A 13,462-nucleotide genomic window follows, 5' to 3' on the forward strand; every position below is an offset into this window, starting at 1 on the left:
TATTCGTAAAAAAGGCTGTTCCAGGAATTAATCCTTTGAACAGCCTATGCTTGGTCTAATTAATAGCCTGGATTTTGAGTCAGGCTCGGGTTTGCCTGCAGTTCCAATAATGGTATTGGAAGGAGCAGGCTATTTTGGTTAAAATTATACTTAATCAACGTAGGGTTGCTCTGTTTGCCGTTATCGCATGTAAATTTTATTTCATTTAGTTTATTCATTACATCTACCGTTACACCATAACGATTTAAATCATCCCAACGTTGACCTTCGAAAGCAAGTTCCAATCGGCGCTCGTTGAGAATGATGGCCTTTAGTGCAGTGGAGCTGACACCTGATAAATCGGACAGCCCTGCGCGATGACGTATGATGTTTATAGTGTTTATCGCACCAGAAGCATTTCCCAAGGCGTTTTGAGCCTCTGCTTTAAGCAGAATGATGTCCGCAAGCCGCAAAAGGTAAAAATGATCGCCACTTTGGAAGCTGTTGGCATGTTTTTGCTTTACATTAAATGGGATTTCTGTATCGGCATCTCCACAAGGGTTCCAGAACTCATCTGCCCAAGGAACAGAGAAAAACCAGATGTTGGCATTCTTTCGTTCAGTGTCGCCAGCGTTGTCATAAGCTTCGACAAGATCTTTCGAAGGTGTGCCATACCGGCGCCATTCGTTTTCGTTGATTTGGCCATTTTCATCAAGATCCGGGAAAAAGAATGCGCCACCCCAACAGCTTAGATTGGGACTGCCGGCGATATAGGGAATCTCTATGATAGATTCACTGTTATAGTTATGTTTACCGTCAAAAAGATCCGCATAATTTTGAAGGAGCTGATAGCCACCTTTTCCAGTAATCACTGCATTGGCATATTGCAATACCTTATTGTAATCCCGATCAGGGCGTTGTGCCCATATCTTGGTCAGCAAGGCATTTGCAGCACCTTTTGTAGCTCTAACTTTGTCAATAGAGGCTTGCCCAAATCCATCGGGAAGATTGTTTGCTGCCACCTGTAGATCCGAATCTATAAAATCATAAACCTCCTCTACAGTTGATCGCTTGATGCGTAATACTTCCGAATCTGTACTGTTGGAGTGTTTTTCCAAGGGGACACCACCGTAAAGTTTGACCAATTGATAATAATGGAAGGCTCTTAAAAATGAAGCTTCTCCAAGAATTTGTTTGCGTCTTTCATCCGAAAAAGTAGGATCTGTGACTTTACCAACATTGTCGATAACGATATTGCATTTTGAGATTGCTCCATACAGTTCTTCCCAATCCCTGCGTACCATTTCATTGGTATTGGTAATCGTATTATAGTCAATTTGTGAAAAGTCTATCTCACCACCGCCGGCCGCATGCGCATTGTCCGAACGGATATCGGTCTGTAAAATCATCTCCCATTGATAATAATTGGCATTGCTTCCTGGGCGGGTACCATTGCCTATAAAAGAATTATAGGCCCCGTTTAATGCTTTCTCAATATTGTCTCCGGTGAGATAGGCATTTTCACTCGTTACCGTGGAGGTAGGCTGAAGATCTAAAAACTTTTTGCAGGAATTTAGAGCAAGAGAAGCCAATAAGGCGATGGCTAATGACGTATATCTATTTGATTTCATTGTTTGTAAGCTAAAAGGTTAAAAAGTTAGGTTTAAACCAACAATAAAGGTGCGTGCCTGCGGCGAAGTACCAAAATCGATGCCCGGCGCCATATTGGAGCTCACGGTTTCCTGGTTAGTTCCCCCATACATGCTTACCTCAGGATCTAGACCTGAGTATTTTGTGAATGTTAACAGATTCTCGCCTGTCACATAAAGACGGACCTTATTGAGCTTCCATCTTTCAAGCACTTGTTTAGGTAGGGTATAGGCCAAGGTCATCGATTTTACCCTGAGGTAGGAACCTTTCTCTACAAAACGGGAAGAAATCTGTGAATTGTAGTTGTCATCTGTATTATTTAGATCCGGACGCGGCATAGTACTATTTTTGTTATTGACTGTCCATCTGTTTAATACGGCAGTACTTTGGTTTCTCGGTTCCCACATACCCTCTGTATAAATACGTGTCGCATTAAGGATATCATTTCCCTGTACACCTTGTAAGAAAAAAGAAAAGCTGAAGTTTTTATAACTAAAATCATTTGTCATGCCATAAGAGAATTTTGGTGTAGCATTACCAATGATAGCCATATCACTCGTTTGAAGACCTGCTTCAGGGTCGGCCATCTGATAGATCATATCTCCGGTCTCTGGATTGACGCCTTTCGCGACGTAACCCCAGAATGATCCCAATGCAACCCCTTCTTTTGCAATCGTACTATTGCCACGGCCATCAATATTTCCGTCATAGTAGGTTCCGCCATCAATATTCAGTACTTTATTGCGATTGAGCCCAAAGGTGACTGTTGTATTCCATTTGAAATCGTGAACGAAATTTCGGCTACTCAATTCGAATTCGAAACCTTTATTCTGTAGGTCGCCGAGGTTTTTCAGCGCAGTTCTATAACCGGAACTATACGGAACTCTTGAGTTGAGAAGTAGGCCTACAGTCCTTTTTGCATAATAATCTGCACCAAATATCAATCTAGAATTAAAGAAACTGGCATCCACACCAATGTCGGTCTGGTTTGTTGTTTCCCATTTTAGATTGGGGTTGTCCAAGGTAGCAGGTGTATACCCCGGTACAACTGATCGCCGATATTGTACGATCCCGTGACGTCAACTAAACCAAGATAGGAAAAGGCCGGGATTTGGCTATTTCCAACCTTACCCCAACTAGCGCGGATTTTCAAATCGTTTACCGTTTTTTTCAGCGAACTAAAGAAATCTTCATTGGATAAACGCCAGCCGGCAGAGAAAGAAGGGAAGTAACCCCAACGGTTATTAGGCCCGAATACAGATGACGCGTCAGCTCTCAGATTGGCTGTAAATAAGTACTTGTCGTTATAATCATAACCGATTTTTGCAATGCCGGAAATAGTGGATACAGCAGCATCTATCGCTGTTGGCATCGCCGTAATCATTGAACCTCCATTGACGGTATGAATTGCTGGATTAGCAAAATTCTGGGTAGCGATATTTGAGTTTGTTGTTTGTGTTTTAGTGGTAATATAACCTAGTAAACCTGTGAAGTGGTGCTTGTCACTAAAAGTTCTGTCATAGTTTAATGTATTTTCGGACATCCAATACTGATTGTCCTGCTGCTGGAGCGTCGCCATTCCTTTATATTTTCTACCCTCTGTCGTGCGGAACGGATCCACAAAAGTGCGGTACTGGTTGTTAAATTTCTCATACCCAAACAGCGATTTGAATTTTAGTCCCGGTAGGATATTGGCTTCCACAAAGGCATTTCCTGTAAATCTGTTGTTGATATAGCTGTGCTCGTTGCCTGTTGCCAATGCAACGGGGTTGTCAAGATCTGTATAGAATGGATCCACTGTGAAAGCACCTTTATCGCCATATATGCCGATTACTGGAGAGCCCAGGTAAGCATTCATGATGACTCCATTTCGGGAGTTCTCGGTAATGTCCACGTCGTACCAACGGTTGTAAGATAAGCTTGTTCCAACTTTAAAGATTTTATTGATCTGATGATCCAAATTAACCTTGAAATTGACCTTGTTTACTGTATTTGTGATGACTGTACCATTATCTTTTTGATAAGATCCAGAGATGTAAAACCCTGTCTTTTCATCTCCACCGCGTACTGAAGCCTGGTATTTTTGGCTGTGACCGGTGCGGAATAGCTGATCTGGCCAGTTCGTATCAGCGGTATATTTCGACCAATCCAAGGCTTCTCCCATCTCAGTCATTAATTCTCTATATTGTACCGCATTTAGAACGCTAGGCTTTTTTCTGATGGCTGAAAATCCTTGATAGGTTTCGAAATTTACCTGTGTCTTACCGTTTGTTCCTCTTTTGGTCGTAATCAGCACCACGCCATTGGCTCCTGACGATCCGTAGACAGCGGCAGAAGCAGCGTCTTTTAAGACCGAAATGCTTTGAATATCTGATGGATTGAGCTCCGATATATTTTCTGTAGGGACACCATCTACAATGTATAATGGGTTGCTACCTGCAGTAATTGTAGAGGTTCCACGAACACGAATGGAGAAGCCAGCTTGCGGTTGTCCGGAGGATTTTACAATTTCTACCCCCGCCATTTTACCTTCCATGGCACTCGCCAATTGGGTCACAGGGCGATCTTCAATATCCTTTGTGCTCATGGTTGCAATGGCTCCCGTGATGTCCTTTTTTTTCTGTGTTCCAAAACCGACCACAACGATCTGCTCCAGTTGGTTGTTGGCAGTTTTCATCTGTATATTGAGGTAACTATTGGAACCTACCGTACTACTGATAGTCTCATAACCTATCGAACTAAAGCTCAGTTGATGTGTAGAGGTTGCTTCAATCGAGAATTCACCTTTACTGTCTGTTTCCGTTTGTTTACCCGTTGTTGTATTGCGGATTGTGACCCCTGTTAATGCTTTACCATCGCTATCGGAAACGCGCCCTTTTACAAGCTGTTGTACATTGATCGTGTTTCTTAAGGGCCTTTCATCGATTTTCCTTTTTAAAACAATGGTGTTGTTGACAATTTTGTATGAATACGAGAGTTCTTTTAGGTTGTCATCCAAAATTTCAACGATAGAACCATCTTTATGGTTTATTCTGATCTTTTGATTTTTATTGATCTGTGAGTTATCATAAAGGAATACATAAGAACTCTGACGTTCAATTTCTTTTGCAAACTTTGCCAACGTGTATTCTTCGTGCTGTAACTTAATTTTAGACTGGTTCACATTTGTTAGCGCCAGGTTATTTGCATGAGAAATGCACTGGATAGCAAGTAAAGCGGCAAATAGCTTTGCTCTTTTGCCAGCCCTCTGAATGGGTATACGTTTATTCATAATTAGTTGGTTAATTAGATTTTATATAGATAAATTTAGAGCTCCACTTCAATTTTATTGTTGTGCAATTGGCATTTGATATCAAGAAAATTGAGCGTTTCAACCAATTCTTTTGCTGTGGAATTGCGTTTTATTTTTCCGGTCAATTCACGCTTGTCGTTTGTTCCTATGTAGACTATATCCACATTATACCATCGTTTTATGGCAGCTAATGCATCTTTGATTGGCGTCGATTCGAAATAGAAAAAGCCATTTCTCCAGGCCATCGCTTCTTCAATATTGGCTTCTTCCACAATCAGATTACTCCCTGTGCTAAATGCTGCCTGCCCGGGTTTCAGCATTTTTGATCTGCCGAATTGCGAAACTTGTACTGAACCCGTAATAAGTGTTGTCTTGTTGTTTTCATTTGGATAGGAACGTACATTAAAGTGGGTTCCGAACACACGAATTGTCTGCTCATTGGACTTTACATAGAATGGCCGTTTGCTATCGTGGCTTACCTCGAAATATCCTTCGCCAGACAATTTTACCTCACGTTTATTCGAAGCAAAAGATTCTGGGAAGGTTAATGTCGAGCCAGCGTTCAACCACACCTTTGTGCCATCGGTCAAAATGATTGCATATTCGTTGCCAATCGGAGTCTCAATACTATTGGTGTGGCTAGCATTGACGGTCTTGTTTGCTGTAAACTGATAGTGTACTGTACCCGAGGCCGTCGTAACTATTTTCACCCGCTCATCTTGGTGGAGAAGCTGTTGCTGTTTGGCAGAGAGGTCGATTTTGGTTCCATCCGCCAACGTTAATACGGCTCCCTTCATACCAGGATGAACCTGCTGCTGCATCTTTGCGGTAATCGGCACGTTATCTCCAGTTGCCCTTTTGACAAGGTAGAGTGGCAATACAAATAACAGCGCAAGCGCTGCAGCTATTCCACCCAATTTTGCCCATTGTGGAATACGTTTAATTTTGGATCTTTGGATTTGCTGCTGTATCTGGGATAGGAGTAGCTCTTTAAGCTGTTGCTCGTCTGTTGCAATTTCTTCGGGAATATTGAGCGGCTCATCATCATTTGCATTATACCATTCTTGGAGCTCTGTCTCCTCTTCTGGTGTAGATGTGCCTTTCAGCCATTTGTAAGCTAATTTTTTTATCCGGAATTGATTGTTGTCAGCCATGTTTAGAGTGTATTTGTTTATATAGTCCCTAAATTGGAGTGATACCCTGACAAGAAAAGAAAAAAAATTATAAGGTGATCAGAAAACGCTGAATACCAGCGCGGATTTTTTTTAATGCACGGCTTAATTGGGTTTCGACAGTCTTCACCGAGATGTTCATGCGTTCAGCAATCTGCTTGTAGGTGAGCCCATCTTCGCGGGATAATTTAAAAATAAGTTGGCATTTTTCAGGCAGTTCGGAAATAAGCTGTTCCAACCGGACGCGTAATTCTTCGAATTGGAGCCAATCTTGCGTAGAATTGTCAAAATCTATCCACGCTGTATCCTTTCTAAATGCTTCTTTCTTGTATTGCTGAGCTAGATATTTAAATATCTTGTATTTAACTGCCACAGTGAGGTAGGAAGCTAGATTGCTTTCAATTTGGAGTTGATGACGGCGTAGCCACAGTGAAGCAAATATATTCTGTACAATTTCCTGTGCATCTTCCAGCGAATTTGTTTTGCGGGCAGCCTGATAATAGAGCTTTTTCCAATAGCGATCATACAGGGCTTCGAAAGCTATGGAATCGTCCTGTTGAATCAATACGATCAGCTCCTCGTCTGAATGGGCTCCAAAATCTTTCATGCACGACAATACTATGTTTTTCTACGGTTATGCTACGCAAATAGCAGAGTAAATGTAATGACTAAATGGTGAATAATACAACTTTAATAAATAAATATAGCTGTTTACGAACGAATTTCATGATTTCCTAAAGCCTTATCTGCAGCGATACACACAAAAAAAGAGCATCTGTTAATCTCAGATACTCTTTTTTTTGCGAAAGCAACTACTTCTTAGAAGTTTGGCTTCAATAGGTACTTGTCGTAGAATCGGAAAATATGGTCCGCAGCCTCCTCCGCAGTATCTACAATTCGATACAGCTTTAAATCCTCCTCACTGATATATTTATTGGAAATCATAGTATTTTGAACCCAGTCCATTAATCCTTTCCAATAATCAGAGCCGACCAATACGATTGGAAAACGTGCAATTTTGCCCGTTTGGATCAATGTGATTGCTTCAAAAAGTTCGTCCATTGTTCCGAAGCCTCCCGGCATAACAATATAGCCCTGAGAATACTTCATAAACATCACTTTTCTCACGAAGAAGTACTTAAATTCTAGTAGCTTATCTCGGTCAATATATTTGTTGTGGAATTGTTCGAAGGGTAGTTCAATATTCAATCCAACAGATTTACCCCCTGACTCATAAGCACCTTTATTGGCTGCTTCCATGATACCTGGTCCACCGCCCGAAATAATACCGTAACCACGTGCTGTCAATAAACTTGCAATTTCTACCGCCATTTGATAATATTTGTGTTCACGCGGGGTACGCGCAGATCCAAATATTGAAACACAGGGGCCAATTTTTGCTAGTTTCTCAAATCCATCCACGAACTCTGACATCACTTTAAAAATCTGCCAAGAGTCTTTTACTTTAATTTCCTGCCATGTTTTGTTTTCAAATGCACGGATAATTTTATCTTCTTTTGTAATGTCCATATATAACGTTATACATTTAATTTCTAAATTCAATTTTCCAAAAAGGAATACAATATAGGTATTTTTTTAATAGTAGCTACTTTTTCTGATTATTCTTACATTTGCATTATGAATTTTTCTTCTAAGCTTCTCGAGAACGCCGTTGCTGAATTTGGAAAACTGCCGGGCGTAGGACAAAAGACATCATTGAGGTTAGTTTTGCATCTACTGAAGCAATCGGATGCGGATGTAGCTCGTTTTACCGCTGCTATTGACCGTTTGAAAGAGGACATTCAGTATTGTCAGGAATGTTTTAATATTTCAGATCATACAATTTGTGAAATATGTGCTTCATTCAAACGCGATAAAAGTTTGATCTGTGTCGTTGAAGACACGCGTGACGTAATGGCAATTGAGAATACGAACTCCTATCAGGGTGTATATCACGTATTGGGCGGATTAATTTCACCGATGGACGGCATCGGTCCTGCTGATCTAAAAATTGAAGGATTAATCAATCGAATCCAGAGAGGTGAGGTGGAAGAAGTTATTTTAGCGCTGTCAGCAACGATGGAGGGAGATACAACCATTTTTTATTTATATCGTAAATTGCGGGAGTTTGATGTCAAAATTACAACCATCGCGCGCGGGATCGCATTTGGCGGAGAATTGGAATATGTTGATGAGTTGACTTTGGGTCGCTCCATTGCCACACGCGTTCCTTACGAGCGCAGTGTCGGTTAATTGTACTTTAGATAGATTTCTTTAACCCCTTCGTGTATTTTTCTGCCTTTATCAATTTGCTTTTTTCGCCATAAAGAATTGTCTATCCTATAATTCGACGTCTTATTCTTTAACATATTTATGTAGGCAATACGACCAACTAATGTTTTTTCTAAACCTAATAGCGCGCAGGAATAGTCGCCCAATAGATACTGATTGTAATAGAGGTGAATTTCGCGCATGAGCTTTCGTCCCCATTTATTTATAGGGTAAGCAGCTTTAACGGGTTCTTCCATAAGTGCCTTTGCCAAAGCAAGGCTATCTTGGTCTCCAGACTGCTGTGTCATTGTCCAATAATATAAAGCTTCAATTGCTTCCTCTTCCGTGTCAGGGAGAAGATGAAGGGGGATGCCTAATAAGTTTCCTACAAATTTCCATACGTGGAATAGACCTTCAATTTCGCTTCTTAATATATTGAATTTCATTCGTTTAAGCCCTGTTAGATAAACAAGGGAAAATCCTAAGTTTGTGGCAAGCATATCCCAGGTATTTAATGGAATACCCCATTTTTCAGTTTCCCACTGACCCTGCTTTAAAATGTTTAACCGCGCATACGAATGGATACATCGGGTGAGTAAAATGGCTTCAATACCAATATGTCCCTTTCTTAGGGCATTATTACCTGTAATATCAACCCAAAAGGTAACGGTTTCAGTAAGTCGCTTTACGGCGCCTTTTTTTAGCGCTCCCGTGAAGATCAAAGGTTTGTTTATCGCGCTGGATTCATAGCCACCCATGAGCACATAATCACGTAATACAATTAATCCAGATAAGCCCGATCGTTGACTGAGTTCAATTCCTTGCGCAATTTTATCCCAATCCAACCAAGATGGGGCAAAATCCACGGTATGGAGAAAGTCTATCAATACCTGCTCGTAGGCAGGTTCAATAGATCTACCAGCAAGCGCATCTTTGAGTAACTGTTGTCCTTGATAAAAACCAATTTTTAGGTGTAGTTGTTCTACAAGCTGGTCGCAAGACATGTCGTATTGATACAGTAAAGGCGCAAATCGACCAGCATCGGTTATCACGGGTTTCTTGGGCAGTTTGCGAAGCAGATCAACACCAGGGCCCTTTGACCAATAGAAAGAGAATGAGCTCGTATTAATTTGAAAACGTTCGGGTATACGCATAGGTTCTATTGAATTGTCCAATCTACATAGGATCCATGAATCGCGATGGTATCGTTGGAAATATTGAATTTAAAGTCGATATAATCCATTTGACAGGATAAAAGATCGCTGCAGCAGAACTGACGGTCAATTTTAAAGTGCATTCTGAAACTACCGCTGGTATGATCAGTATAAAAAGACAGCCTGCTAATACTAAAATCGCTTAAATGTGGTGCACCATCTTTATTCTCTAAGCAGTCAACAACATAGTCGTTGATATCTTTCATGTTTGCGTCCATGGACTGGAGAAGATCCTGGATATTGAAAGGGATGCTGAGGTGATCTTTTTCTATTGAAATTTTTATGTTTATCGCTGTCATTGTATTATCGAATCTTTACAAAGCTCTTTCCAATTTGGAATAAATAGGTCGAAAATAGCCTCTGTTTCCATACGGGATTTCTGAGCAAATTTACAGAATGCCTTGAGTACAATTCGATTTATATGTTCTTTTTCTAAATCGATGAGTCGATTTGAAAAATAAATTCCACTGTCAACAATCGTAAATTCGCTTTTTGGTAACTTTTTGACGGCAACGCTGGAGATATTGTAGATGTCCAGCTGTTCTTCCCAGTAGGACATCTGCTTTATAACTTCATTATAAAGTAGTTCTTTGCTCCACTTGGAGAGTAATTTCAATGTATTTGTGCTCTTGTTTTGATAAACAGCTATGCTAGTTGCTGTTAGATTAACTTTTGTTGAGGTTGAGTTAGAATAAATTTTAACTAAATAAGGTTTTCCAAATAGGATATAAGGATTGTCCAGATATGCATACGATTGAAGATCGTCTTCGATTGTTGGCGGATTCAACTTAAGATATTCTTTAACTGAAGCCATATCCCAATGAGCCGGAGCATATACACGATAAGGAGATAGGCTGCCTAAAACTTGAATATAATCTTTATTACAAGGAATTATTTCGTAAAATGTATTAGCGATTTCGATTTGCATTGTTCGATTTTAAATTACAAATGGTGAGTTCGACGTTAAGAGTGCACGATACCCCATAAGTTGCGTTAAAGTAACGTTTTTTATAGTATACTACAGTTATAATGGTAATAATTTCTTTTATATAATGAGCCGCATCAATGCGGCTTTCGTTCGACCAAATGATGCTTTCCTAGTAACCCACTTCTAACTGTAAGTACGATGTTCCCAAGGCGGACGCATTGTGAAAGTACATGTATAAAGGTGGACTTAACGTGGACTCATGGTGTACTCACGGTACATACAGTTGGAAGTTGCTCCAGAATTGGTAATAACTTTTTAGCATTCTTATCAGCTATCAATACCGTATGATATCTACAAAAGCCATGATAATTCTTACAAAGAAAATTACCTCAAATCACTTAGTTTTGTTAAAAATGATATCGGCATGAATGGAATTACGCAAAATCAAGATTCATATCTGTTAAAGAATGTATTGTTAGAAACAGGCTTTCTTTATGAAAACGCGGAAGTTGTTGCTACAAAAACAGCATTATTTGATATACAAATTGAGGGAAATAAAATAAAAAGTGTTGAGCCTGCGCAATCTACAACGGATGTAAAAGGCTTTGACATCAAAGGTAAATTGGCATTACCACCATTTCGTGATATGCACATTCATTTGGACAAAACCTTATTTGGCCTTCCTTGGAAGGCAGTATTTCCAAAAAATAGGACTGTAAAAGATATGATTGCCAAAGAGCAGATGATCATCCCGGAGCTATTGAAAACCTCGGCTGAACGGGCCGAAAAGCTAATTTCACTCTTGCAGGGCTACGGAACCAATTTTGCGCGCACGCATTTTAATATTGATCCGACGTCTGGCACAGCGTCACTGGAGCACTTGTTACAGGCTCTTGAACATTTAAAGGATTCATTTTCTGCCGAATTGGTCGCATTCCCGCAGCATGGGCTATTTTATACAAAATCTGCGGAGCTGATGGAGGAGGTGGCCAAATGGGAGCAGGTGAACTTTATCGGTGGTCTAAACCCCTTTAGTATTGACGGTAGTATTGAGAAGCCGGTGGACTTGACCATTCAACTTGCATTGGACAATAACAAAGGTATCGATATCCACTTGCATGAAGGCGGACAATCTGGCGTTAAAACGATTCATTATTTAATTGATAAAGCTTTCGAAAATCCAGCGTTGCAAGGTCGTACCTTTATCAGCCATGCTTTCGCTTTGGGCTACATGGCAAAAAGGGAATTAGCATATACGGCCGAACGCCTCGCGGCAGCGAAAGTTGGTATTTGTAGTTCGGTGCCTTTCCGCAACATGTTAATGCCACTTCCGGAACTGGAAAAGGCAGGAGTGGAAGTTTTTATAGGGAATGACAACGTTCAAGATCACTGGAGTACTTTTGGTAGCGGTAATATGCTTCAAAAGGCCAATTTGGTTGCACAATTATACGGTTATGAAACCGAATTTGAGCTATCCCGCAGCCTCCGTTACGCGACTAATGGTAGCATTCCACTTGATGACCATGGGAAAATCGTGTGGCCAAAAGTGGGAGACGATGCTAGCCTTATTTTTGTTGATGCAAGTTGTTCTGCAGAGGCGGTGTCCCGCATCTCGACCGTAAATGGATTTGTTTATCAGGGAAATAGCTCATCAATCATAGCATAGAAATCCCAAGTTATGGTTTATAAAATTGGCGTTTTTTATTTTGATGTATTCGTTTAATGTAGGAAAGTGGTTTTGCAGTAATCTATTTTATAGGATTCTCCGTTGTGTACCAGTTGAACCTCATTTTTGGTTCTTACATCATGGCCGTAATCGACAAATACGATAAATTTACTGTCTGATACTTTTTCAATTTTAACATCCTGAATATCCAACGCATCATCATTCCCGCGTCCAAATAGCCATGTCTCATGGGTATACAGTGGATAGATTTTTCTCCATTTGGCTTTGTAAGCTGCCTCGGCCATGGGTAGTTCCTCATCGGAAAGGTTTGATGGCCCGTAAATTTCATTGGCGTCTTGTAAAAATGCACGAAATCGCGGGGTACATAATGCATCTTCTTTGTCTAAGTAGTAGCAATATTTTCCAGTTGAGAAGCCTTCGCACTGAAAAATGCCTTCCAGCCAAGATTCTGCTGGATGGCTATCCTTTAAAGTTGAATCCCGTATTTCTGCCATCTCCTTATTTTGAGGTGTAGTTTGCTGTATTGCAGCTGCTATAGAATTGCTTTTATCCTCTTGAACTCCATTTGTACAACTTGCTAAAATACAAGATAGAACAATTGCTGCATATGAACTCTTCATTTGTTGATATCATCTTAGTTGGTATAAAATTAAGCTATTAAAAGCATATTACCATCATTGATTACAGCGACATCGAAAATCGTATTGGCTAAAAAAATATGCTATTCGATATGGTTTCTACAATTTTCCTCATTCACTATTGGATTATTATTTATGTTATATGCGCAATACATCTGCGTAATTGATAGATTCTGTTTGCTTTCTTACATTTTTTTTATTTTTTATAGCTGTATATCAGTTTATTATTTTGATATAAAGGACTTTTTAATTCCTTTTTATTACTACGCAAATTGGCCGCGTGGTGCCCCAGCGATATTTGTAATGTCAGCAATGACAAACATTCTTTGATGGAAAGGATAGCAGTAGAATTCGAATCCCACTTCCATCTTCGGATAGAATAGCATAACGATACAGCATAGCGCATTGCTATTTGTGGACATCATTTTACTAAATACCGTTAGGCTGATGGAAGAAAACAGTATGGAGTTCAAATTAAAGGAAATGGAATATATTAAAAAGATCGTTGAAAAGATCAATACGATTTCGCTTGTTGGAAACGGACAGATTGTCGATCAACTTAAACAATATGTGTGAAATAAAAGATACTACATGTGAAGAGGTGCAGGTAACAACGTAAAGAGGTGTTGTT

At 40.0% G+C, this 13,462-nt stretch carries 13 protein-coding genes; 3 read left to right on the forward strand and 10 right to left on the reverse strand.

The genetic code is table 11. From position 1 onward, the window contains the following. Positions 1 to 59 precede the first annotated feature (59 nt). The 6 genes from B3139_RS11505 to B3139_RS11530 form a co-directional block, all read right to left on the reverse strand. Positions 60 to 1,610: a RagB/SusD family nutrient uptake outer membrane protein gene (locus B3139_RS11505; protein ID WP_293883144.1), complete on the reverse strand. Its 1,551-nt coding sequence runs from the start codon at positions 1,608 to 1,610 to the stop codon at positions 60 to 62. 18 nt (positions 1,611 to 1,628) lie between these two features. After that, positions 1,629 to 2,651 carry a TonB-dependent receptor domain-containing protein gene (locus tag B3139_RS11510; RefSeq protein ID WP_293883146.1) on the reverse strand — a complete coding sequence of 341 codons (1,023 nt, stop codon included), beginning with the start codon at positions 2,649 to 2,651 and terminating at the stop codon, positions 1,629 to 1,631. Continuing rightward, positions 2,633 to 4,900, reverse strand: coding sequence for a SusC/RagA family TonB-linked outer membrane protein (locus B3139_RS11515; protein WP_293883148.1), 2,268 nt, complete (start codon positions 4,898 to 4,900; stop codon positions 2,633 to 2,635). The genes B3139_RS11510 and B3139_RS11515 overlap by 19 nt, the downstream gene beginning before the upstream one ends. A gap of 35 nt (positions 4,901 to 4,935) precedes the next feature. Then, the gene (locus B3139_RS11520) at positions 4,936 to 6,075 is read right to left on the reverse strand and encodes a FecR family protein (RefSeq protein ID WP_293883151.1); all 1,140 of its coding nucleotides are present in this window, start codon (positions 6,073 to 6,075) and stop codon (positions 4,936 to 4,938) included. A 67-nt stretch (positions 6,076 to 6,142) separates the two neighbouring features. Continuing rightward, positions 6,143 to 6,700, reverse strand: a complete 558-nt coding sequence (locus B3139_RS11525; protein ID WP_293883154.1) for an RNA polymerase sigma-70 factor — start codon at positions 6,698 to 6,700, stop codon at positions 6,143 to 6,145. Positions 6,701 to 6,912: 212 nt separating this feature from the next. Then, the gene (locus tag B3139_RS11530) at positions 6,913 to 7,617 is read right to left on the reverse strand and encodes a TIGR00730 family Rossman fold protein (protein WP_209579315.1); all 705 of its coding nucleotides are present in this window, start codon (positions 7,615 to 7,617) and stop codon (positions 6,913 to 6,915) included. Between the two features lie 114 nt (positions 7,618 to 7,731). On the opposite strand from B3139_RS11530, the gene recR reads away from it, so the two are divergent. Continuing rightward, complete coding sequence (gene recR / locus B3139_RS11535) at positions 7,732 to 8,346, forward strand: recombination mediator RecR (RefSeq protein WP_209579303.1); 615 nt, start codon at positions 7,732 to 7,734, stop codon at positions 8,344 to 8,346. Here the strand turns inward: recR and B3139_RS11540 are convergent. From B3139_RS11540 to B3139_RS11550, 3 genes are read right to left on the reverse strand one after another with little or no spacing between them, the layout of a single operon-like run. Continuing rightward, entirely contained in the window at positions 8,343 to 9,518 is a 1,176-nt protein-coding gene (locus B3139_RS11540) for an oxygenase MpaB family protein (RefSeq protein WP_293883159.1), read from the reverse strand. The two genes, recR and B3139_RS11540, sit on opposite strands and share 4 nt — an antisense overlap. 5 nt (positions 9,519 to 9,523) lie before the next feature. After that, complete coding sequence (locus B3139_RS11545) at positions 9,524 to 9,877, reverse strand: hypothetical protein (protein ID WP_293883162.1); 354 nt, start codon at positions 9,875 to 9,877, stop codon at positions 9,524 to 9,526. After that, entirely contained in the window at positions 9,874 to 10,506 is a 633-nt protein-coding gene (locus tag B3139_RS11550) for a DUF45 domain-containing protein (protein WP_293883165.1), read from the reverse strand. Before B3139_RS11550 ends, B3139_RS11545 begins: the two co-directional genes overlap by 4 nt. 424 nt (positions 10,507 to 10,930) lie before the next feature. Here B3139_RS11550 and B3139_RS11555 point away from each other — a divergent pair, with 424 nt between their 5' ends. Then, complete coding sequence (locus tag B3139_RS11555) at positions 10,931 to 12,172, forward strand: amidohydrolase (protein WP_293883167.1); 1,242 nt, start codon at positions 10,931 to 10,933, stop codon at positions 12,170 to 12,172. A 53-nt stretch (positions 12,173 to 12,225) separates the two neighbouring features. On the opposite strand, the gene B3139_RS11560 is transcribed toward B3139_RS11555, so the two are convergent. Next, a complete protein-coding gene (locus B3139_RS11560) occupies positions 12,226 to 12,813 on the reverse strand; it encodes a hypothetical protein (protein ID WP_293883170.1) in 588 nt (195 codons plus the stop codon). Between the two features lie 465 nt (positions 12,814 to 13,278). Between B3139_RS11560 and B3139_RS11565 the strand changes: the two genes are divergently transcribed. Then, complete coding sequence (locus B3139_RS11565; protein ID WP_293883173.1) at positions 13,279 to 13,407, forward strand: hypothetical protein; 129 nt, start codon at positions 13,279 to 13,281, stop codon at positions 13,405 to 13,407. The last annotated feature ends 55 nt before the right edge of the window (positions 13,408 to 13,462 follow it).

It is taken from the genome of Sphingobacterium sp. UBA1498 (assembly GCF_002325125.1).
GTDB lineage: Bacteria > Bacteroidota > Bacteroidia > Sphingobacteriales > Sphingobacteriaceae > Sphingobacterium.